Raw genomic sequence first — 20,490 nt, 5'->3', positions numbered from 1 at the left:
GAAAAATCATGGAAGTAAAAAAAGTGACGGCCTCGCACGGCTGGCAATGGATACGCGGCGGTTTCGACCTGTTTCGCATGAACCCGGTGATCTGGATCACCCTGTTTTTCGTCTACCTGCTGCTGGGCATGGTGCTCTCGCTGGTGCCGCCCGTCGGTCCCATCATTCTCAACTTGTTGGCGCCGGTATTCATGGCGGGCTTCATGTTGGGATGCCAGGCGCTGGAAAGCGGCGAGGAACTGGAAATCAACCATCTGTTCGCCGGCTTCAAGCAAAATACCTCGCAACTCATTACCGTCGGTGGTTTGTACCTGGTGGGTATCATCGTGGTCGCCGGATTGGTGTTCGTCACGACCGGCGGCACCGTCATGAGCGAAGGTTTGCACGATATGGCGAACCAGCACGAAACACCTGAGGCGAGCGGCGGCATGTTACTCGCTGCCTTGCTGGCATTGGCGCTGCTGATTCCGCTGGTGATGGCCTACTGGTTTGCGCCGACGCTGGTGATTTTTCACGGCATGAGCGCTGTAGAAGCCATGAAGCTCAGTTTCAATGCGTGTTTGAACAACCTTGGGGCTTTTACCCTTTACGGATTGATTTCCATGGTGCTGTTCATCCTGGCCGCTATTCCGCTGGGCCTAGGGTTGCTGGTGATGATCCCGACCCTGACGGCTTCGCTGTATGTGAGCTACAAGGATATCTTTGCGCAGGAAGCCGTGGCTTGAACCAGGCTTGCATGCAATAAAAAAGCCCGCAATCGCGGGCTTTTTTATTGCGTCTCGAGGCTTAGCGTCGTTCGAGCAACTCGTTGATCATCGGGGTCAGGATTAACTCCATCGCCATGCCCATCTTGCCGCCGGGCACCACGATGGTGTTGGGCCGAGACATGAAAGAATCCTTAAGCAAGGCGAGCAGGTTGTCGAAATCCGCCAGTTTTGGATCGTTGAAGCGAATGACGATGAAGCTCTCGTCCGCCGTGGGGATTTCGCGTGCGATGAACGGATTGGAGGTGTCGACTGTGGCGATGCGCTGGAAATTGATGTGCGTGCGCGAAAACTGTGGCGTCATATAGTCCACGTAGTCGCGCATGCGGCGCATGATGGTGTGCGTCACCGCTTCCGGCGAATAGCCGCGTTCCTTGCAATCGCGGTGGATCTTCTGAATCCATTCCAGGTTGACGACCGGTACGACACCCACAAGCAGATCGGCATACTGGGCCACGTTGACGGTATCGGTCACCACACCGCCATGCAGCCCTTCATAAAACAGCAGGTCCGAACCCGCGGGAATAGTCTCCCATTGCGTGAACTCGCCGACTTTCAAGGTGCGCTCAGGAGTTGAATACTCGGCAGCGCTTTGGCGGTCTCGAATGTAATAGCGGCGCTGGCATGTGCCGGTTTCGCCGTAGCTGCGGAAGCATTCTTCCAGCTTGTCGAAATGGTTGACCTGTGGGCCGAAGTGGCTGGGCGCGGGTTTGCCGGCTTTATCGGCGGTTTCGACCGCGGCGCGGAATTCGGCGCGGGTGTGGCTGTAGAAGCTGTCGCCCTCGATAAAGGCGGCGTTGATCTCCTCGCGGCGGAAGATGTGCTCGAACGCACGCTTGACGGTGGTCGTGCCGGCACCGGAGGAGCCTGTAACTGCGATGACAGGATGTTGTTTAGACATGCGGGATCCTGAGGTTGTCTTGCCGAAAGGTGGAAATTGACTACTGGTAACGCGAATTTTTCGGATTATACGGTAGGCTTTCCCATCAACCAATCGCCCGCGGGTATAATTTAACTCTTTTAACGCACGGGTTTATTCATGCAGCAGCAGTATCAATTCGCCGAAATCGAACAACAGGCACAACAATACTGGGAATCCCAGCAGACCTTCCTGGCGGTTGAGGATACCTCCAAGCCCAAATACTATTGCTTGTCGATGTTCCCGTACCCCTCCGGCAAGCTGCACATGGGCCACGTGCGTAACTACACCATCGGCGATGTGCTTTCGCGCCACTACCGCATGAAGGGCTTCAACGTTTTGCAGCCCATGGGCTGGGATGCATTCGGACTGCCAGCTGAAAACGCCGCGATCCAGAACAACGTACCGCCCGCCAAGTGGACGTTCGACAACATCGCCTACATGAAGAAGCAGTTGCAGAGCCTGGGCTTCGCCATCGATTGGACGCGCGAAGTCACGACCTGCACCCCCGAGTACTACAAGTGGAACCAGTGGCTGTTCCTGCGCATGCTGGAAAAAGGCATCGCTTACAAAAAGACTCAGGTGGTGAACTGGGATCCGGTGGACCAGACCGTACTGGCCAACGAACAGGTGATTGACGGCCGCGGTTGGCGGACCGGGGCCTTGGTGGAAAAGCGCGAGATTCCCGGCTACTACCTCAATATCGTGGGCTATGCCGAAGAACTGCTCAACGATCTCGATAAACTCCCTGGCTGGCCCGAGCGCGTCAAGACCATGCAGGCCAACTGGATCGGCAAGAGCACCGGTGTACGCTTCGCCTTCCCCCATGACATCCAGGACGCAAGCGGCCAATTGATCGACGACGGCAAGCTGTGGGTATTCACCACCCGCGCCGACACTATCATGGGCGTCACTTTTGTCGCCGTCGCTGCCGAGCATCCGCTGGCGACGCACGCTGCCGCAAATAATCCCGAACTCGCGGCCTTTATCGAGAAGTGCAAGCAGGGTTCTGTCATGGAAGCTGACATGGCGACCATGGAAAAGGAAGGCCTGCCTACCGGGCTTTACGTCACGCATCCGCTGACCGGCGAACAGGTCCAGGTCTGGGTCGGTAATTACGTGCTGATGAGCTACGGCGAAGGCGCCGTCATGGCCGTGCCAGCGCATGATGAACGCGATTTCGGCTTTGCCAAGAAGTACGATCTGCCGATCAAGCAAAGCATTGCGGTTGAAGGCCAGACCTTTACCACCGATGCTTGGGCAGAATGGTACGGCGACAAGTCCAATGGGGTGTGCGTCAATTCCGGCAAGTACGACGGCTTGAATTACGAAGCCGCCGTAGACGCTGTTGCAGCCGACCTCAAAGCTAAAAAACTCGGCGACAAGCAAGTCAACTGGCGCCTCCGCGACTGGGGCATTTCGCGCCAGCGCTACTGGGGCTGCCCGATTCCGCTGATCCACTGCGACACCTGCGGCGATGTGCCGGTGCCTGACGACCAACTGCCGGTGGTGCTGCCCGAAGACTGCGTGCCGGACGGTTCCGGCAATCCGCTCAACAAGCGCCAGGATTTTCTCGCCTGCACCTGTCCAAAATGCGGCGGTGCAGCGCGGCGCGAGACCGACACCATGGATACCTTCGTGGATTCCAGTTGGTACTACGCCCGCTACGCCAGCAAGCGCAGCAACGATGCGATGGTCGATAGCGAAACCAACTACTGGATGCCGGTGGACCAGTACATCGGCGGCATCGAGCACGCGATCCTGCACCTGTTGTATTCGCGCTTCTGGAGCAAGGTGATGCGCGACCTCGGTCTCGTCAGCTTTGATGAGCCGTTCAAGCATCTGCTGACCCAGGGCATGGTGTTGAACCATATCTTCTCGCGCCGCACCGACAAGGGCGGCATCGAGTATTTCGCGCCGGACGAGGTGGAGCTGTTGCACGACGAATCCGGCAAGGTCATCGGCGCCAAGGCACTCAAGGACGGTCAGCCGGTGGATTTCCAAGGCATGGGCACCATGTCCAAGTCCAAGCGCAACGGGGTGGACCCGCAATCGCTGATCGAGCAATACGGCGCCGATACCGCACGCTTCTTCATGATGTTCGCCGCGCCGCCGGAACAGACGTTGGAATGGTCCGACAGCGGTGTAGAAGGGGCGCATCGCTTTCTGCGTCGTGTATGGGCTTACGGTCATGCTTTGTCAGCCACTTCGGCAGGCGAGATGCCGGCCAAACTGGGCAACGAACTTGCCGCAGTGCGCCGCGATATTCATTTGACACTGAAACAAGCCAGCTACGACCTCGCGCGTCACCAGTTCAACACCGTCGCTTCCGCCGGCATGAAAATGCTTAATGCTTTGGAAAAAGCGCAGAAGGATTCCCAGGACGGCTGGGCTGCCGTTGCGCATGAAGGCTTCTCCATCCTGCTGCGCATGTTGTCGCCGATCACGCCGCATATCACGCATGCCTTGTGGCGAGAACTCGGCTATGGTGACGATATCCTCAACGCTGCATGGCCAGAGCCGCTGGAAGCAGCGTTGGTGCAAGATGAAATCGAGCTCGTCATTCAGGTCAACGGTAAGCTGCGTGGCAGCATGACGGTAGCCAAGGACGCCGACCGCGCGGCGATCGAACAGCAAGCGCAAGCCGAGCCTGCCGTCCAGAAGTTCCTGGAAGGCGTAAGCGTGAAAAAAGTCATTGTGGTCCCAGGCAAACTCGTCAACATCGTGGTGGGGTAACTCATGCAACTTTCTGTGTTCAAACGTCTGCTGGTCCCGGCACTGCTGGTGCTGACGACGGCCTGCGGCTTTCATCTGCGCAAGATGGAGTCGCTGCCGTTCGATGCCATCTACGTGCAAGGCGGCACACCGGCCATGCAGCGCGACATCAAACGTCAGTTGGCTGGTGGCGGGGTCAAGGTGGTGGAAAGCACTGAGGATGCCCAGGCTGCTTTGGAACTGATGGGCGACCGCTACGAAAAACGCATTATGTCCTTGTCGGGCAAAGGTCGCGTGCGTGAATACGAATTGATTTACAACGCCACCTTCCGCGTGAGGAATTCGCCCACGGAAAACTGGGGCCCTCCGCAAACGGTGGAGCAGCGTCGCGATTTTTCGTATGACGATACGCAGGTTCTCGCGAAGGATGCTGAGGAGCAGCGTCTGGTCAGCGACATGCGCGCCGAAGCAGTACGCGAAATCCTGCGCCGGGTGGGCAGCTTGAGCAAACAAGCGGCGCCCGCCCAGTAATGAAAGTTGCTGCCGAACAGCTTGCGCAGCATCTCGAAGGCGGCTTGCGTCCGCTTTACGTGGTGTCGGGCGACGAGCCGTTAGGCGTGACCGAAGCGGTAGACGCTATTCGCGTTGCGGCACGCCAGCGCGGCTACAGCGAGCGCGAGGTTTACAACGTCGAGCGCGGCTTCAACTGGCAGCGGCTGCGCGCCAGTAGCCAAAGCCTGTCATTGTTTTCCAGCTTGCGTCTCGTCGAGGTCAATATTCCCTCGGGCAAGCCGGGCGTGGATGGCAGCAAGGCCTTGCAGGAGTACGCTGGAGACTTGCCCCCGGATACGGTGACGCTGATTACCCTGCCGCGTATCGAAAAGCGCGACCAGGGAGCGTGGTTCAAGGTGTTGGAAGACACCGGCGCAATGGTTCAGATCTGGCCGGTGGAAACCGAGAAACTCCCTGCATGGATCGGACGCCGCCTTGCGGCACAACAGCAGCAGGCCGATAGCGAGGCGCTGGAGTTCATCGCCAACCAGGTTGAAGGCAACCTGCTCGCGGCCCATCAGGAAATCCGTAAGCTGGGCTTGCTGTATCCGCCGGGGCGATTGAGCCTGGAACATATCCGCGACGCCGTGCTCAACGTCTCGCGATTCGATGCTTTCCAGCTCGGCGACGCGATGCTGGCGGGTGATGCGCCACGTACGGCCCGCGTGCTGGAGGGCTTGAAAGCCGAGGGCGTGGAACCTGTGGCCTTGCTCGGGGTCATCATCTGGCTCTTGCGTGCGGCGCTCAAGGTGAAGACGGCGCAGTCGCAAGGCATGGACCTGACCGCGGCATTCGGCCAGGCCAAAATTTGGGGCGACCGCCAGAACCTCATGCGACAAGCGCTGGGGCGCCTATCGTTGAAACGTTTGCAAGCCGCCCTCTTGAAAATGGCGGAGATCGACAAGATTAACAAGGGCCTGGCGCAAGGCGAGTCGTGGCTGGAACTGTCCAGGCTGTGCCTGGGCCTGGCAAGAGCGCAGCCGGCAAGGAGCAAGAGCCTAGCTCCGTAGGAAACGAAAGATGCGTTTGAACACAAAAGGGATGGATGCAAGGCGCAACGTGCAACGAATGGTTGTTCCATTCGCAAGCGGTGCAACGCCGCACATGCCCTTTTGTGTTCAAACCCTACGGGCTGGCCCTGCATTGCACACATGGCGGTGTTGCTCGCCGCTTATTTGGAATGACCAAACATCGCAGCTCGCGCCTAGCCCTGCGCGCAATGCAGGACCAGCGCACGTTCGTTTCCTACTGAGATAGGCTCTACATGAATATGATCAATATCAAGGAATACATGCAGCAGCTGGGCGTGGAAGCGCGTGCCGCCTCCCGACTCATGGCGCGCGCCGATACCAACGCCCGCAATCAGGCATTGCTGGCGATTGCGGCTGGTATCCGCCGCGACAAGGAAGCGCTGCTGGCTGCCAACCGCAAGGACATGGACGCCGCCCGGGCTGCCGGGATGGATGCCGCCATGCTGGATCGTTTGGCGCTGTCGGAAAAATCCATTGCCACCATGGCGGAAGGGTTGGAGCAGATTGCTACGCTGGCCGACCCCATCGGCGAAATTACCGATCTCAAATATCGTCCTTCCGGCATCCAGATCGGCAAGATGCGCGTGCCGCTTGGCGTGATCGGCATCATCTACGAAGCGCGTCCCAATGTGACCGTGGATGCCGCTGGGCTTTGCATCAAGTCCGGTAATGCCTGTGTTTTGCGCGGCGGTTCCGAGGCGATTCATTGCAATCAGGCCTTGGCGGCGCTGGTCAAGGAAGGCCTGCGGACGGCAGGCTTGCCCGAGGCTGCGGTGCAAGTGGTCGAGACCACCGACCGTGCCGCAGTCGGCGAACTGATCACGATGAAAGAATACGTGGACGTCATCGTGCCGCGCGGCGGCAAGGGGCTGATCGAGCGTATTTCCAGCGAAGCGCGCATTCCCGTCATCAAGCATCTGGACGGCAACTGCCATGTGTATGTCGACGACGATGCCGACGAAGCCAAGGCGTTGCGTATCCTGGAAAACGCCAAGACGCAGCGCCTGGGGACCTGCAATACAGCGGAATCCCTGCTGGTTGCGCGCTCTGTCGCTTCGGCGATGTTGCCCAAACTGGCTGCGATGCTGACTTCCAAGGGAATCGAAATCCGCGGCTGTGCGGAAACGCAGAAGCTCGTGCCGCAAGCCAAAGCTGCGACCGAAGAAGACTACTACACTGAATATTTAGCAGCGATTATTTCGTGCAAGGTCGTCGATGGGCTGGATGAGGCCATCGAACACATCAACAAGTATTCCTCGCAGCACACCGAAGCCATCGTGACCGAGAACTACACCAAGGCGCGGCGCTTTCTGCGCGAGGTGGATTCGAGTTCGGTGATGGTGAATGCTTCGACACGGTTTGCAGATGGTTTCGAATACGGTCTGGGCGCCGAAATCGGCATTTCCACTGACAAAATCCACGCACGCGGCCCGGTGGGGCTGGAAGGGCTGACCTCGCAGAAATACGTGGTGCTCGGCGACGGGCACGTGCGAGGCTAAGCCGTAGGGCGACTTGGTGCAGGCGGTCGGCATTCTCGGGGGTACGTTCGACCCCATCCATTTCGGCCACTTGCGTATGGCTCAGGAGCTGTGCGAACAGCTGTCGCTGGGAGAAGTGCGCTTCATTCCCTCGGCCCGCCCGCCGCATCGTGAGGTGCCTCGGTCTGTAGTCGAACATCGGGCTAACATGGTCCAGCATGCCATTGCCGATAATCCCTTGTTCGTGTTCGACGATCGGGAAATCCGGCGCGATGGGCCGTCGTACATGGTGGACACATTGGCGAGCCTTCGCCAGGAATTGGGTGAGGACGTGCCGCTGTTCCTGCTGTTGGGAGCAGATGCTTTTCTTGGATTGGACCGATGGCATCGTTGGTTGACCTTGTTCGATCTGACGCATATTGCCGTGGCTTGCCGTCCAGGCGTGGCGCTTGATCCCGGAATCATGTCGCCGGAACTCAAGGCACAGTGGCAGTTGCGCCATAGCCCACATACCGGCGAAAACCCCGCCGGTAAGATTTTGCAGTGCGAAATTACCGCGCTGGATATTTCGTCGAGCGCCATTCGAGCAGGATTTGCTGCCGGTCATACCCCGCGCTATTTGTTGCCAGAATCCGTGCTCGGCTATATTTTTGAACACCAACTTTATATGTCAGGAACTGAATGAACCTTGAAGAAATGAAAGCTGCCGTCGTCGATGCCCTGGAGGACGTCAAGGCCACCGATATCAACGTAATCGATGTGTCGGAGATGACTTCGCTCACCTCCTGCATGATCATCGCCAGCGGTAGTTCCAATCGTCAGACCAAGGCCTTGGCCGATAACGTACAGAAAAAGCTCAAGGAAAAAGGTGCCGACATTAACGGCGTCGAGGGCGAGCGGGAAGGCGAGTGGGTGCTGGTGGACCTGGGTGATATCGTCGTCCACATCATGTTGCCCGCCACGCGAGACTACTACAACCTTGAGCAACTGTGGGGCGCGGCGGAAAGCCGTCGTCATAACGCCAAGGCCGCTGGTTGATTTCTCCTGCTGCATGAAACTGCACATCATTGCCGTCGGCCACAAAATGCCCGCTTGGGTGGCCGAGGGCTATGCGGAGTACGCCAAGCGCATGCCGCGCGAAGCGACTATCGAACTTATCGAAATCAAGCCCGATAAACGGGCCGCCGGTAAAGGCGGAGAGCAGGTGCGCGAGGCTGAGGCTTTGCGCATTCTCGAAGCGGTCGGGCGCGACTATCTGGTGGCGCTCGATGAACACGGGCAATCGCCCACGACGCTCAAGCTTGCGGATAAGTTCAAGGCCTGGCTCGCCAACGGCCGCGACGTAGCGCTCGTCATCGGAGGTGCCGACGGCTTGCATGCTTCAGTCAAGGAACGCGCCGATTGGACTTGGAGCCTATCGCCGCTCACCTTGCCGCACGGCATGGTGCGCGTGATGCTGGCAGAACAGCTCTACCGCGCCTGGAGTGTCATCAACAATCACCCCTATCACCGCGGCGATGTCGGCTAAGCGCTACGACCGCGCCCTGGTATGGTTCCGCCGTGACTTGCGTGATTACGACCATGCTGCACTCTCCCAGGCGTTGATCGACGCACAGCACGTTTACTGCGCTTTCGTATTCGATACCGACATTCTCCATCATCTCAATGACAAGGCCGACCGACGTGTCGAATTCATCTGGGAAAGCGTGCGCGAGCTCAAAGAAGCACTGCGCGATCGCGGCGGAGATTTGATCGTTCTGCACGGCAGTGCGCAAGTCGAGATTCCGGCCTTGGCCGCAAAGCTGGGCGTTCAGGCGGTCTATGCCAATCGCGATTATGAGCCTGCCGCGACCAAGCGCGACCAGATCGTTGCCGATCTGCTAGGTCGCGAAAATGTCGATTTCGAGACCTTCAAGGATCAGGTCATTTTCGAGCGCGACGAAATCCTCACTGCCCAGGGCAAGCCTTACGGAGTATTCACACCCTACAAAAACGCCTGGTTGAAACGCGTGAGCGAAGCTGATCTTGGACCGCATACCATCGACGAGCATGTTTCCTCGCTGGCCGCACCGGCAACGGTCTCGCCCATGCCTTCGCTGGAGTCGCTGGGTTTCCTGCGTACCAACTTGCTGCAACTGATGCCGACGGGCATGTCGGGAGCGGACAAGCTGTTCGAGAATTTTCAGGAACGCATGGACCATTACCACGATGCACGGGATTACCCGGCCAAGAAGGGACCTTCCTACCTGTCGGTGCATCTGCGCTTTGGCACGCTGTCGATCCGCGCTGCGGCGAGCCAAGCCTGGTATATGGGGGGGCGGGGGGCTGAGGTGTGGCTGAGCGAGCTCATCTGGCGCGAGTTTTACTTCATGTTGCTGCATTTCCATCCCCAGCTTGCCGAGGGGCGGGCGTATCGCCATGAATTCGATGGCTTGGCGTATCCGGGTGACGAAGAGCATTTTGTGGCTTGGTGCGAGGGGCGAACTGGTTTTCCTATCGTCGATGCAGCGATGCGTCAATTGAATCAAACCGGCTATATGCACAACCGCTTGCGCATGATTGCAGCGAGTTTTCTGGTGAAGGATTTGCTGGTGGATTGGCGCCGAGGTGAGGATTATTTCGCTCGAAAACTGATTGATTTCGACTTGGCTGCCAATAACGGCGGTTGGCAATGGTCGGCTTCTACCGGCTGCGACGGCCAGCCCTGGTTTCGTATTTTTAATCCGGTGACGCAGTCGGAGAAGTTCGACCCGGACGGCAAGTTCATCCGCCGTTACGTGCCGGAACTGGCGGCTTTGCACGGGGCTGAAATCCATACGCCGTGGAAAGTACCACCTATGCGGCTGATGGAAGCAGGTATCGAGTTAGGTAAAACTTACCCCGTTCCCGTCGTCGATCACGCCGTCATGCGCGAAAAAACGCTGGCACTCTACAAGAGCGCCAGCGGTTCGGCTCACGCTTTGTGATACGCGACGAGGCGTTCGACCTCGTTCCTGGACCCCAAAATCACCGGTACGCGCTGATGCAGGCTGCTCGGCTGAATGTCGAGGATGCGTTCGCGCCCCGTGGATGAAGCGCCGCCAGCTTGTTCCACGATCATGCTCATGGGGTTGGCTTCGTACATGATGCGCAGCTTGCCTCCTTTTTCCTTGAGGTTGCTGTCGAGCGGATACATGAACAAACCGCCACGGATCAAGATACGGTGCACTTCGGCCACCATGGAGGCCACCCAGCGCATGTTGAAATCCCGTCCGCGTGGGCCTTCCTTGCCTTTCAAGCATTCTTCGACGTAGCGCTGCACCGGTGCTTCCCAATGGCGCTGGTTGGACGTGTTGACGGCGAATTCGTGCGTGTCGGCTGGAATCGTCATATTGGGATGGGTGAGGTAGAACTCGCCAACCTCGCGATCCAGCGTAAAGCCGTTGACGCCGCGTCCTGTGGTAAGCACTAGCATCGTCGACGAGCCGTACAGCGCATAGCCCGCGCAAACCTGTTGGGTGCCGGGCTGCATGAAGTCTTCTACCTTGGGATGCGTAACGCCTTCCGGTGCACGCAGGATGGAGAAAATCGTGCCGACGGAAATATTCACATTGACGTTGGATGAGCCGTCCAGCGGATCGAACAGGATCAGATATTTGCCGCGCGGATAGCGTGCCGGAATCTCATAGGGTTCTTCCATTTCCTCTGACGCCATGCCGGCCAGGTGGCCAGACCATTCCAGAGACGAAATGAAAATGTCGTTGGTGATGACATCTAGCTGCTTTTGCACCTCACCTTGGACGTTTTCCGACTCCAGGCTGCCCATGGTGCCCAGCAGCGCGCCTTTGTTCACGGCCAGCGAGATTTTCTTGCAAGCGGTGACGATATCGTTGAGCAGCAGGGTGAATTCGCCGGTGGCGCCCTTGGCCTGGCGCTGCTCTTCGATGATGAACTGGGTGATGGTGATGCCGGTCATGGTTGGCTTCCAAGCGGTAAGTGAGAGGCGGCAATAGGCCGGATTGTGTTACATTTATGCAACGCAATTCTAGCATGCGTCAGGGAAGCGATTTAATGGCTGGACAAAGCTTCCGGGCGTACTTTAAAGTTACACGACGGCTATTGTAGGGGTATTAAAGCCGTGAATTTCGACAGAAAAACGGAATCCAGAATGCACACCAAATTAATCAAGACCGCTGTCGCTGGTCTCGCTGCCGCAAGTCTGTTGGGCGGCTGTGCCAGCCAAGCAAACAAGGACCCGCTAGAAGGCCTGAACCGCGGTATTTACAAATTCAACGACACTGTCGACAAGGCTGCGCTACGCCCTGTTGCCGGTGCCTATAAAGCTGTCGTGCCGAGCCCGTTGCGCACCGGCGTCAGCAACTTCTTCTCCAACCTGGGCGATGTCGTGACCGTGGTCAACGACCTGCTCCAGTTCAAGCTGAGCCAAGCCATGGACGATGCCGGTCGCGTTGCGATCAACACGACCTTCGGTATCGGCGGCGTTTTTGACTGGGCTTCCAAGGACGGCATCCAGAAACATAACGAAGACTTCGGCCAAACCCTGGCGACCTGGGGCTGGGGCGATAGCGCCTACCTGGTGCTGCCTTTGCTTGGCCCAAGCACGGTTCGCGATACCGGCGGCCTGTTGGTCGATACGGCGTTCTTCGATCCGATCTACTACGCTGATCCGCAGCCGCGCAACATCATGCTGGGGACCAAGTTCATCGACAAGCGCTCGCAATACCTGCCGGGTAGCGACCTGCTCGACGATGCAGCGCTCGACCCTTATGTGTTCATGCGCGATGCTTATCTGCAACGCCGTGCCAACCAGATTCATGATGGAAACGTCGAGAAGACGACGGACGCGGATGCCGATGCGGATGACGCAGCAGACAGCCAGGCTGCTGAAGCCAAGTAAGCTGTCTTTGCCAGATGTAACAAAAAGCCCCGCATTTGCGGGGCTTTTTGTTTGTTATACACGTGGTGATTTCAGTGGCTGAGTCAATTACTCCCCGGCAATCGTCATGCGATCCACCAGGATAGAGCCGCACTGACGCGAACCCTGGATCAGCACGTCGTTACCTACAGCCACGATGCCGCGGAACATATCCTTAAGGTTGCTGGCGATAGTGATTTCTTCCACCGGGAACTGAATCTCGCCGTTCTCGACCCAGAAGCCCGCTGCGCCGCGAGAATAATCGCCCGTCACAAGATTGGTGCCGTGGCCGAGCAGTTCCGTCACGACCAAGCCGGTCTCCATCAGTTTCAGCAATCCGTTGAAATCGTGCTCGCCGCTTTTTACGATCAAGTTGTGGCTGCCGCCAGCATTGCCAGTAGTCTTCAACCCCAGCTTGCGTGCAGAGTAGCTTGAGAGCACATAGCCTTGCAGCACGCCATTGCTGATCAGTTCGCGGTCTTGCGTCGCCACGCCTTCATGGTCGAAGGGGCTGCTAGCGAGTCCTTTGGGCAGAAGCGGGCGTTCGCTGATGTTGACGATGGGGGAGAATACTTGCTGCCCGAGCGAGTCGAGCAGGAAGGACGATTTGCGGTAAAGATTGCCACCCGAAATCGCGCCGATGAAATTGGAGATCAGGCCGGAAGCGAGGCTAGGTTCGAACAGGACCGGCACCTGGCGCGTATCCAGTTGGCGCGCACCAAGGCGACGTACGGTACGTTCTGCCGCCTTACGGCCGACGGCTTCGGCCGTGTCCATGTCGGTGGACGCACGAGCCGTGGTGTACCAGTAATCGCGCTGCATCATATCGCCTTGCTCGGCGATGACCGAACAACTAAGGGCGTGGCGAGAAGTCGGATAGCCGCCGCAAAAACCCAGACTGTTGGCGTAGGCGAATAGGCCTTCGTTGGTAGAAACGTTGGCGCCTTCAGAATTGTTGATGCGTGAATCGATCGACATAGCCGTCGATTCGCAGGCTTTTGCCATGGCAATGGCCTCGTCCACGGAAATCACCCAAGGATGATATAGGTCAAGATCGGGGATTTCCTTCGCCAGCAGGTCTTGCTCGGCCAGGCCACAGAAGGGGTCTTGTGCCGTATGGCGTGCAATGCTGCAAGCGGCACGGACTGTATCGCTCAAGGCTTGCGGGCTAAGGTCGGAAGTGCTGGCGTGGCCGCGGCGCTGGCCGAAGTAGACGCTGACCGATAAGCCTTTGTCGCGGTTGTATTCGATGGTTTCGACTTCGTCGAGGCGCACGCTGACGTTCTGGCCGAAGCTCAGGCTGATTTCGGCCTCTGCCGCACTCGCGCCTGCGGCCTTGGCCTGCCGCAAGACGTCCTGCGTCATTTCCTTGAGTTGATCGAGCGTGTAACTGAATCGCGTGTCGTGCATGAAAAAGCTTGCCGGCAAAAACTGCTATGATACCCGACCATGGAAGATAACGATCACCAAGAAGCGCCGAGCAAGAGCGAGCTCAAGCGGCGCATGGAAGCATTGCAGGACATCGGCGAAGTGCTGGTGGAACTGCCCAAGGATAAACTCAAGCAGCTTGAACTGCCGGAGGCGCTGCACGAAGCCGTCCTGGAAGCCAAGCGTATCACTGCCCACGGCGGTCGTCGTCGTCAGTTGCAATACATCGGCAAGCTGATGCGTGGCGTGGATGCCGATCCAATCCGCGCCAAGCTGGAAGAGTGGAACGGTAACCACGCTGCCGAAACTGCCATGCTGCATCGCCTGGAAAACTGGCGAAAGCGGCTGCTGGAAGACGACGCTGCCCTCGCCGAGTTCATTTCGCAATACCCCGCGTTCGACATTCAGCATCTGCGTACTCTCATTCGCAATAGCCGCAAGGAACACTCGGCCGGCAAGCCGCCCAAGAGCAGCCGCGAACTGTTCAAGCTGCTGCGCGAGGGCGTTTCGGACTAATCGCTCTTGGTGTTGAGGACGATGGTCTTGTGCCGGGTGTCGGCCTCGTGGGCGAATACCACCTCGACCTGCTGGCCGGCATAACGTCGGGTAGCACGCGTTAACGCATCCACATTGCGCATGTCGGTGTCGCCGATGCGCAGCAGCGTATCCCCTGCCTGTATTTCTGCCTCAGCCGCCGGCGAATTCTTGATGACTGCCACTACCGGCAATCCTGCAACAGCCTCATTGGCGGCCGGCTCCTTAACGTGCAAGCCCAGGATAGGCGGGGGGAGTCGCGTCCAATAAGAAGCAAAGTATTCGTATTGCGGTGCCTGGGCTGTAATCAGTCGGCCGTTTCGCCCATCGTCTTCGCTGGTGGGCGCTGATTTCGATTTGGGTTTGCTCGGCAACCCCACGGGCTTGATATTGGCATGCTGGCTATACACCAGCACGATATCGGCATTGAGTGTTTTGGCTTGCTCCAGCGCCTGGTCGGAGGGGACGTCACCGCCGACGAACGAGGAGTAGCCCAGGATGTCGTAGCCATCCTCCAGCAAGCGCCGGTAATCGGATTCCTGATCTTGTCCGCGGTAGATGCGCGGCGGCATGCCCGTGCGGTTCGGCGGCGTCTTAACGTAGGCCCGGTAGAACTTTGCATACAGATTGGCTTGCGCGGGCGGCGCTTCCATCGGGGTTTTGGTCGTGGCACACCCCACGGTCAGCAGCACGAGCAGCAGCGGCAACAGTCGCATGGCGACTCCTTTCGGGAATAACGGCGGTGATATGATGAAAAGCAATTCGGTAGGCGTATTTTTGACGTAGCCCCATTTGAGACAAGCAAAATGACGAAAGAATCCATCACCATCGGACTGGTCAGCATCAGCGACCGCGCGTCGAGCGGTGTCTACCAGGACTTGGGCATTCCGGCCTTGCGCGATTGGCTAAACGCCGCGCTCGCAACGCCATGGCAAGAAGTCGCACGCATCATCCCCGATGAACAGGATGAGATCGAATCCACGCTGAGGGATTTGGTCGATCACGAAGGCTGCGACCTCGTGCTGACGACTGGCGGTACCGGACCGGCGCTACGGGATGTGACGCCCGAGGCCACCCTGGCGGTGGGCGACAAGGAAATGCCGGGATTCGGAGAGCAGATGCGACAGATCGGTCTGCATTTCGTGCCGACCGCGATTCTTTCCAGGCAGGTCGCGGTGATCCGCAAGCAATCCCTCATCATTAACCTGCCCGGCCAACCCAAATCCATCAAGGAAACGCTGGAAGGCCTCAAGGATGCAGACGGCAAGACGGTCGTCCAGGGTATTTTTGCCGCTGTGCCTTACTGCCTGGATTTGATCGGTGCACCGTACATCGAAACCAATGAAGCGATGGTCAAGGCCTTCCGTCCGAAATCCGCGCAAAAGCCGCAAGCCTGATTCATGACTTTGATCGCATGACGCCCGAGTTCAGTCTTATCGAACGCTTTTTTACCCGTCCGGCGCCTTCGGCTACGCTTGGGGTGGGGGACGATGCAGCCTTGTTCGCCGTGTCACCTGGTATGGAACTGGCGGTGTCTACCGACATGCTGGTGGCCGGCACGCATTTTTTTCCTGATGTCGATCCCCGGAAACTCGGTTGGAAAACTTTGGCGGTCAATGTCTCTGACCTCGCGGCCATGGGGGCGCAACCGAAATGGGCCACATTGTCGTTGGCTTTGCCGGAGATCGACGAAATCTGGCTAGGTGCTTTCGCCGAAGGTTTTTTTCAATGCGCGAATCAATACGGCGTCGAGCTCATCGGCGGCGATACCACGCGGGGACCGCTGAACTTGAGCGTCACGATTTTCGGTGAAGTCCCGCGGGGGCAGGCGTTGCGGCGAGATCGAGCCGAGGTCGGCGACGATGTTTGGGTATCTGGCACCTTGGGTGGCCCCGCGCTGGGATTAGCCGCATTGCAGAGCCGTGCCTCTTTGGAAAACGATGCGCTTCAACAATGCGTACAAGCATTAGAGCAGCCGTGGCCCAGAGTAGAGCTCGGGCTTGCGTTGCGCGGTATTGCGCATGCCGCTATTGATATCTCCGACGGTTTCCTGGCCGATCTGGGGCACATTCTGGAGCGTTCCCGTGTTGGCGCCAACATCGAGTTTGACGCCTTGCCGGCACATGCTGCGCTAGTACCGAAGATTGGCTCTTCCCAGATCAAGCAGTGCGTGTTGGCCGGCGGCGACGATTACGAGTTATGTTTTACTGCGCCGGCAGGACAGCGCGAGGCGATTTCCGCTATCGCGACGCAATTGGGTCTCGGGTTGAGCCGTGTGGGCTGTATTGTTCCTGGTGACTCAGCGCTCGTGCTGGACGCATCGGGTAATCCTCTCTCTATCGAAAGAACCGGCTATGACCACTTCGCCTGATTGGCGCTTCGTTCTGTCCAACCCTGCGCATTTCCTCGCTTTCGGTTTCGGTGCCGGATTGGCGAAAGTGGCCCCGGGCACTTGGGGGACGCTGGTGGCAATCCCCTTGTACCTGGTGCTGGCGCCTTTGCCCTGGCTGGCTTATCTGGCGCTGGTGGCGGCGATGTTCCTGGCGGGTATCCGTATTTGCGGCGTGACAGGGAAGGCGTTGGGTATCCACGACTACGGCGGCATCGTCTGGGACGAAATCGTCGCCATGCTGTTGATCCTGGCATTTACCCCAGCGGGTTGGGGCTGGATGGCTGCGGCATTCTTGCTGTTCCGCCTGTTCGATATCTGGAAGCCGTTTCCCATCCGCTGGTTCGACCGTAGCGTTCATGGCGGTTTCGGCGTCATGCTGGACGATCTGCTGGCGGCGGTTTATGCCTTGATCGCGTTAAGAGGGTTGGTATGGCTGACGATGCACTGATTGCGCTGGCGGCCGAGGTTGGGGCGTCGCTTAAGCAGCGGGGCTGGATGCTGGCTTTGGCCGAGTCCTGCACCGGCGGCGGCATTGCCGAGGCGATAACCGCCGTGCCTGGTAGCTCGGCCTGGTTCGATCGTGGTTTCGTAACCTACAGCAATGCGTCGAAGATAGACATGCTTGGCGTTCAGTCCGAGACCCTGGATGCGCATGGGGCTGTGAGTAGAGAAGTGGTGCTCCAAATGGCGCAAGGCGCGTTGCGCAATAGCCAGGCGCAAGTATCCATTGCCGTGAGCGGAATCGCCGGTCCTGATGGCGGCACGCCGGAAAAACCTGTAGGAACCGTTTGGCTTGCCTGGGCCGTGGAAGATGGCGAGATGTTGTCGGAATGTCATCGTTTTGACGGCTCCCGGCGCGAAGTGCGGTACCAATCCGCCTTGGTCGCGCTTGAGCGACTGTTGGCTGTATTGAGGTAAATATCTCGACCCAATCCTAAACCGGTCGGGATTTCCTTACGAAAGAATCATGAATTCTTCTAGGTAATGTAAGGAGTAATTGAGGTCTGCTTAAAGAATTTCCTGTCGTTTCTTGCCTATAATCTCTTGCTATAAAAGCATTCAATAATCACAAGAAACAATAAAAAGGAGATTCGCAATGAGGAGATATTCCCATTGGCGACGTATTCTCGCCGGCGGTGTTTTATTGCTGGCCGTTCATGCCGGATGGATTCAGGCGGACGAACTGGATAAAACCAAGGCCCTGTATAAACGTCCCTCGAGCATTCCTTTCCCGGTTCAAAATCCCTACACCCCTGAAAAAGCAGCGTTGGGCAAGATGCTGTTTTTCGATCCTCGCTTTTCGCGCGACCAGAACCTCAACTGCGCAAGCTGCCATAACCCCTCGTTCGGGTGGGAAGTCCCATTTGCCAAGGCGATTGGCGCAGCCGGCGCGCCTTTGCGACGTCAGTCGCCCACCGTATTGAACCGTGCCTGGGCTTCCCACATGTTCTGGGATGGGCGAGCCTCGAGCCTTGAAGAGCAGGCCAAGGGGCCGATCGAATCGAAGGCCGAAATGGATATCAAGTTGGGGGACGTGGTGAAGCGGCTGAGCGCCGTGGGCGATTACCGCAAGGCCTTCAATACGGCGTTTCCCGGCGAAGGCATTACCGAGAACAACATTCTCAAGGCTATCGGCACGTACGAGCGCACCCTGGTCTCTGGTACGACCCCGTTCGACCGCTGGGTAGAAGGTAACGATTCCGCGATTTCGACCTCTGCCAAACGTGGTTTCGTGTTGTTTAACGGTAAGGCGCGATGCAACCTGTGCCATAGCGGTTGGAATTTCACCGACGAGAAATTTCACGACATCGGTACGGCTGACGACTTGGACAAGGGTCGTTTCGAAATCACCGGTAAGCAGGAAGACTTGTATGCCATGAAAACGCCGACCCTGCGCGAAGTGGCACATCGTTCGCCCTATGGACATGACGGTAGCCTAACCACACTGGATGTCGTCGTTCAACACTATATCCAGGGCGGAGCGCCGCGGCCGAGTCGATCGCCCTTGATGCAGCCCGTGCCGTTGACCAATGAGGACGTCAAGGATCTGGTGGAGTTCATGAAAACGCTCTCCAGCGATAGCGCTGCTATTGCCATGCCCAATCTCCCCGTTCCCCAGTAAGCGAGCGCTATCATGACAATCAAGTTCCGTATTTTGCTGGCGGTGTCCGTTTTGCTCCTGCTGGGCGTTGCCCAAGGGCTTTACGCCATCTATCAGGTTGAGTCGCTGGGGCAAGTGACTAAAGGTGTTTCTTCCACGCCGATTGCCACTGTCAATTATTCCCGAACCGCCTGGGACCGTTTCCGTAACAGCCGCGATTACTTGCAGAGCCGTTTGCAGTTTACCGATGAGGAAACCGGCGAGACGCTCAAGAAGGGGCTGGACGAGCGCTTGCTGGAAGTGCGCAAGGCCTTGGATGGAATCGCGGATGTAGCGCACGACGACGAGGTGAAACAGCATCTCAAGCAAGTCAAAGTGGCTTTGACCAAGTGGCAACAGTTGGCCTCGGCCAGACTCGCCACCCAGCCCCGTCAGGAGATTCCTGCCGATCACGTGATGGATGCTGCCGAAGCCGACTTGCAGCAAGCGCTCGATGCGTTGGTGACTACCAGTATTGCCGTGGCAAAGAAAACGGCCGAGAGCAGCGATCAGAAAGTCAGTCAGGCGGTGCGTCTGGCTGTTGTTGGCATGGTGATTGGACTGGCTTTCGTCATCGGCTTGTCGCTCTTCCTGATGCGCAGCGTGCTGGCGCCGGTCGTTCAGTTGAACCGGGCCCTGGTCGACTTGAGCCGCGGCGAGGCCGATTTGTCGCGGCGTTTGAAGGTGCGCGGCGAAGACGAGCTGGCGGAGGCTTCTGCCGCGTTGAATACCTTCCTGGAAAAAATCGCCGGCATGGTAGGGCAAGTCAATCAAGCCACCCGGGATGTTCACAGCGAGAGCGGGGCGTTGACCCGGTTCATGTCCGAAGTGCATGAGAGTGCCGGACGCCAGCATGAGGAAAGCGAACGGATTCGAGCTGCGGTCGAGGATGTGTCGAAGGCCGCAACCGACGTCAATGCCAATGCCGAAGCGGCTGAAGCGGCTGCACAGCAAACCGACGGGCAGGTTATGCAAGCACTGGCGGTGCTCGAAGTAGCCGTGACGGAAATCCGTAGCCTGGCCGATCTCGTGGATAAAGGCGTTTCGGTTATTTCTACCGTCGGTCGGGATTCCACGAGTATCGCCTCGGCTTTGACGGTGATCCGCGATATCGCGGCGCAAACCAATCTGCTGGCCTTGAATGCCGCTATCGAGGCAGCGCGAGCAGGGGAGGCTGGTCGCGGATTTGCCGTGGTGGCGGACGAGGTGCGAAAGCTGGCCAGCGAAACGGAGAAGAGCACGGCGACGATCGAGGCGATCATCGAGAAACTCCATCGCGGCATGCAGGAAGCCGTCGAAACCATCCAGGCGATCAATGCTCGCAGTCAGTCTACGGTCGATCAAGCTTGCGAGATCGATTCCTCCTTGCAAAGCGTACGCAGCGCTGTGGGCAATATCGCCCGCATGAATGTGCAGATTACTGGCGCGGCAAAGGAGCAGACCCGGCTTGTAGCCCAGGTCGATACGGGCATTCGCCAGATCGTCGATATCTCTGGCAAGACAGCCAAGGATGCCGAAGAAGCTTCGCACGGGACACATCGCATCTCGTCGCGGGCACAGGAACTGGAGGCCTTGGTAGGACGATTCAAAACCAGCTGATAGCCCTATTGCACGCTCGTCCG

At 58.1% G+C, this 20,490-nt stretch carries 21 protein-coding genes; 17 read left to right on the top strand and 4 right to left on the bottom strand.

The window, feature by feature from the left end; all coding sequences use genetic code 11:
• Positions 1–8: 8 nt before the first annotated feature.
• Positions 9–725, top strand: a complete 717-nt coding sequence (locus NMK_RS08720) for a BPSS1780 family membrane protein (protein ID WP_109015382.1) — start codon at positions 9–11, stop codon at positions 723–725.
• A 61-nt stretch (positions 726–786) separates the two neighbouring features.
• Here NMK_RS08720 and NMK_RS08715 read toward each other — a convergent pair whose 3' ends face one another.
• Complete coding sequence (locus NMK_RS08715; RefSeq protein WP_109015381.1) at positions 787–1,665, bottom strand: phosphoribulokinase; 879 nt, start codon at positions 1,663–1,665, stop codon at positions 787–789.
• 138 nt (positions 1,666–1,803) lie between these two features.
• Here NMK_RS08715 and leuS point away from each other — a divergent pair, with 138 nt between their 5' ends.
• From leuS to NMK_RS08670, 8 genes are all read left to right on the top strand, one after another.
• Entirely contained in the window at positions 1,804–4,419 is a 2,616-nt protein-coding gene (gene leuS, locus NMK_RS08710; protein ID WP_109015380.1) for a leucine--tRNA ligase, read from the top strand.
• Positions 4,420–4,422: 3 nt separating this feature from the next.
• Positions 4,423–4,929: an LPS-assembly lipoprotein LptE gene (locus NMK_RS08705; RefSeq protein WP_109015379.1), complete on the top strand. Its 507-nt coding sequence runs from the start codon at positions 4,423–4,425 to the stop codon at positions 4,927–4,929.
• On the top strand, positions 4,929–5,960 hold the full coding sequence (gene holA / locus NMK_RS08700) for a DNA polymerase III subunit delta (protein WP_109015378.1): 1,032 nt from the start codon (positions 4,929–4,931) through the stop codon (positions 5,958–5,960). Before NMK_RS08705 ends, holA begins: the two co-directional genes overlap by 1 nt.
• 263 nt (positions 5,961–6,223) lie before the next feature.
• On the top strand, positions 6,224–7,480 hold the full coding sequence (locus NMK_RS08690; RefSeq protein WP_109015445.1) for a glutamate-5-semialdehyde dehydrogenase: 1,257 nt from the start codon (positions 6,224–6,226) through the stop codon (positions 7,478–7,480).
• 16 nt (positions 7,481–7,496) lie between these two features.
• The gene (gene nadD, locus NMK_RS08685; RefSeq protein WP_227871429.1) at positions 7,497–8,144 is read left to right on the top strand and encodes a nicotinate-nucleotide adenylyltransferase; all 648 of its coding nucleotides are present in this window, start codon (positions 7,497–7,499) and stop codon (positions 8,142–8,144) included.
• Positions 8,141–8,497: a ribosome silencing factor gene (rsfS, locus tag NMK_RS08680; RefSeq protein ID WP_109015375.1), complete on the top strand. Its 357-nt coding sequence runs from the start codon at positions 8,141–8,143 to the stop codon at positions 8,495–8,497. Before nadD ends, rsfS begins: the two co-directional genes overlap by 4 nt.
• 13 nt (positions 8,498–8,510) lie before the next feature.
• Positions 8,511–8,987 carry a 23S rRNA (pseudouridine(1915)-N(3))-methyltransferase RlmH gene (gene rlmH, locus NMK_RS08675; RefSeq protein ID WP_109015374.1) on the top strand — a complete coding sequence of 159 codons (477 nt, stop codon included), beginning with the start codon at positions 8,511–8,513 and terminating at the stop codon, positions 8,985–8,987.
• Entirely contained in the window at positions 8,977–10,425 is a 1,449-nt protein-coding gene (locus NMK_RS08670; RefSeq protein ID WP_109015373.1) for a cryptochrome/photolyase family protein, read from the top strand. The genes rlmH and NMK_RS08670 overlap by 11 nt, the downstream gene beginning before the upstream one ends.
• Here the strand turns inward: NMK_RS08670 and NMK_RS08665 are convergent.
• Positions 10,413–11,414: a class 1 fructose-bisphosphatase gene (locus tag NMK_RS08665; protein ID WP_109015372.1), complete on the bottom strand. Its 1,002-nt coding sequence runs from the start codon at positions 11,412–11,414 to the stop codon at positions 10,413–10,415. The two genes, NMK_RS08670 and NMK_RS08665, sit on opposite strands and share 13 nt — an antisense overlap.
• Before the next feature lie 192 nt (positions 11,415–11,606).
• On the opposite strand from NMK_RS08665, the gene NMK_RS08660 reads away from it, so the two are divergent.
• On the top strand, positions 11,607–12,356 hold the full coding sequence (locus NMK_RS08660; RefSeq protein WP_109015371.1) for an MlaA family lipoprotein: 750 nt from the start codon (positions 11,607–11,609) through the stop codon (positions 12,354–12,356).
• An 87-nt stretch (positions 12,357–12,443) separates the two neighbouring features.
• On the opposite strand, the gene pmbA is transcribed toward NMK_RS08660, so the two are convergent.
• A complete protein-coding gene (gene pmbA / locus NMK_RS08655; protein WP_109015370.1) occupies positions 12,444–13,784 on the bottom strand; it encodes a metalloprotease PmbA in 1,341 nt (446 codons plus the stop codon).
• Positions 13,785–13,823: 39 nt separating this feature from the next.
• Between pmbA and yjgA the strand changes: the two genes are divergently transcribed.
• Complete coding sequence (gene yjgA, locus NMK_RS08650) at positions 13,824–14,318, top strand: ribosome biogenesis factor YjgA (RefSeq protein ID WP_109015369.1); 495 nt, start codon at positions 13,824–13,826, stop codon at positions 14,316–14,318.
• Here yjgA and NMK_RS08645 read toward each other — a convergent pair.
• A complete protein-coding gene (locus NMK_RS08645; protein WP_109015368.1) occupies positions 14,315–15,052 on the bottom strand; it encodes a PDZ domain-containing protein in 738 nt (245 codons plus the stop codon). The genes yjgA and NMK_RS08645 overlap by 4 nt on opposite strands.
• A gap of 90 nt (positions 15,053–15,142) precedes the next feature.
• On the opposite strand from NMK_RS08645, the gene mog reads away from it, so the two are divergent.
• From mog to NMK_RS08615, 6 genes are all read left to right on the top strand, one after another.
• Positions 15,143–15,733, top strand: coding sequence for a molybdopterin adenylyltransferase (gene mog / locus NMK_RS08640; protein ID WP_109015367.1), 591 nt, complete (start codon positions 15,143–15,145; stop codon positions 15,731–15,733).
• 17 nt (positions 15,734–15,750) lie between these two features.
• Complete coding sequence (thiL, locus tag NMK_RS08635; RefSeq protein WP_109015366.1) at positions 15,751–16,707, top strand: thiamine-phosphate kinase; 957 nt, start codon at positions 15,751–15,753, stop codon at positions 16,705–16,707.
• Positions 16,691–17,176, top strand: a complete 486-nt coding sequence (locus tag NMK_RS08630) for a phosphatidylglycerophosphatase A family protein (RefSeq protein ID WP_109015365.1) — start codon at positions 16,691–16,693, stop codon at positions 17,174–17,176. The genes thiL and NMK_RS08630 overlap by 17 nt, the downstream gene beginning before the upstream one ends.
• Positions 17,158–17,646, top strand: a complete 489-nt coding sequence (locus tag NMK_RS08625) for a CinA family protein (RefSeq protein WP_109015364.1) — start codon at positions 17,158–17,160, stop codon at positions 17,644–17,646. The genes NMK_RS08630 and NMK_RS08625 overlap by 19 nt, the downstream gene beginning before the upstream one ends.
• Positions 17,647–17,824: 178 nt before the next feature.
• The gene (locus tag NMK_RS08620; RefSeq protein WP_109015363.1) at positions 17,825–18,850 is read left to right on the top strand and encodes a cytochrome-c peroxidase; all 1,026 of its coding nucleotides are present in this window, start codon (positions 17,825–17,827) and stop codon (positions 18,848–18,850) included.
• A 12-nt stretch (positions 18,851–18,862) separates the two neighbouring features.
• Positions 18,863–20,467 carry a methyl-accepting chemotaxis protein gene (locus NMK_RS08615; protein WP_109015362.1) on the top strand — a complete coding sequence of 535 codons (1,605 nt, stop codon included), beginning with the start codon at positions 18,863–18,865 and terminating at the stop codon, positions 20,465–20,467.
• Positions 20,468–20,490 lie beyond the last annotated feature (23 nt).

This window comes from Novimethylophilus kurashikiensis, from assembly GCF_003112435.1.
GTDB classification, from domain to species: domain Bacteria; phylum Pseudomonadota; class Gammaproteobacteria; order Burkholderiales; family Methylophilaceae; genus Novimethylophilus; species Novimethylophilus kurashikiensis.
This window is presented reverse-complemented; position numbering and strand designations above follow the sequence as displayed.

Excerpts from the sequence above, each read along its gene's own strand:
- NMK_RS08660 (WP_109015371.1), top strand. The coding sequence starts at position 11,607 with ATGCACACCAAATTAATCAAGACCGCTGTCGCTGGTCTCGCTGCCGCA.
- rsfS (WP_109015375.1), top strand. The coding sequence starts at position 8,141 with ATGAACCTTGAAGAAATGAAAGCTGCCGTCGTCGATGCCCTGGAGGAC.
- thiL (WP_109015366.1), top strand. The coding sequence starts at position 15,751 with ATGACGCCCGAGTTCAGTCTTATCGAACGCTTTTTTACCCGTCCGGCG.
- NMK_RS08620 (WP_109015363.1), top strand. The coding sequence starts at position 17,825 with ATGAGGAGATATTCCCATTGGCGACGTATTCTCGCCGGCGGTGTTTTA.
- pmbA (WP_109015370.1), bottom strand. The coding sequence starts at position 13,784 with ATGCACGACACGCGATTCAGTTACACGCTCGATCAACTCAAGGAAATG.
- mog (WP_109015367.1), top strand. The coding sequence starts at position 15,143 with ATGACGAAAGAATCCATCACCATCGGACTGGTCAGCATCAGCGACCGC.
- NMK_RS08720 (WP_109015382.1), top strand. The coding sequence starts at position 9 with ATGGAAGTAAAAAAAGTGACGGCCTCGCACGGCTGGCAATGGATACGC.
- NMK_RS08625 (WP_109015364.1), top strand. The coding sequence starts at position 17,158 with ATGGCTGACGATGCACTGATTGCGCTGGCGGCCGAGGTTGGGGCGTCG.
- yjgA (WP_109015369.1), top strand. The coding sequence starts at position 13,824 with ATGGAAGATAACGATCACCAAGAAGCGCCGAGCAAGAGCGAGCTCAAG.
- holA (WP_109015378.1), top strand. The coding sequence starts at position 4,929 with ATGAAAGTTGCTGCCGAACAGCTTGCGCAGCATCTCGAAGGCGGCTTG.
- leuS (WP_109015380.1), top strand. The coding sequence starts at position 1,804 with ATGCAGCAGCAGTATCAATTCGCCGAAATCGAACAACAGGCACAACAA.
- NMK_RS08715 (WP_109015381.1), bottom strand. The coding sequence starts at position 1,665 with ATGTCTAAACAACATCCTGTCATCGCAGTTACAGGCTCCTCCGGTGCC.
- NMK_RS08670 (WP_109015373.1), top strand. The coding sequence starts at position 8,977 with ATGTCGGCTAAGCGCTACGACCGCGCCCTGGTATGGTTCCGCCGTGAC.
- NMK_RS08615 (WP_109015362.1), top strand. The coding sequence starts at position 18,863 with ATGACAATCAAGTTCCGTATTTTGCTGGCGGTGTCCGTTTTGCTCCTG.
- NMK_RS08630 (WP_109015365.1), top strand. The coding sequence starts at position 16,691 with ATGACCACTTCGCCTGATTGGCGCTTCGTTCTGTCCAACCCTGCGCAT.
- NMK_RS08665 (WP_109015372.1), bottom strand. The coding sequence starts at position 11,414 with ATGACCGGCATCACCATCACCCAGTTCATCATCGAAGAGCAGCGCCAG.
- NMK_RS08705 (WP_109015379.1), top strand. The coding sequence starts at position 4,423 with ATGCAACTTTCTGTGTTCAAACGTCTGCTGGTCCCGGCACTGCTGGTG.
- rlmH (WP_109015374.1), top strand. The coding sequence starts at position 8,511 with ATGAAACTGCACATCATTGCCGTCGGCCACAAAATGCCCGCTTGGGTG.
- NMK_RS08645 (WP_109015368.1), bottom strand. The coding sequence starts at position 15,052 with ATGCGACTGTTGCCGCTGCTGCTCGTGCTGCTGACCGTGGGGTGTGCC.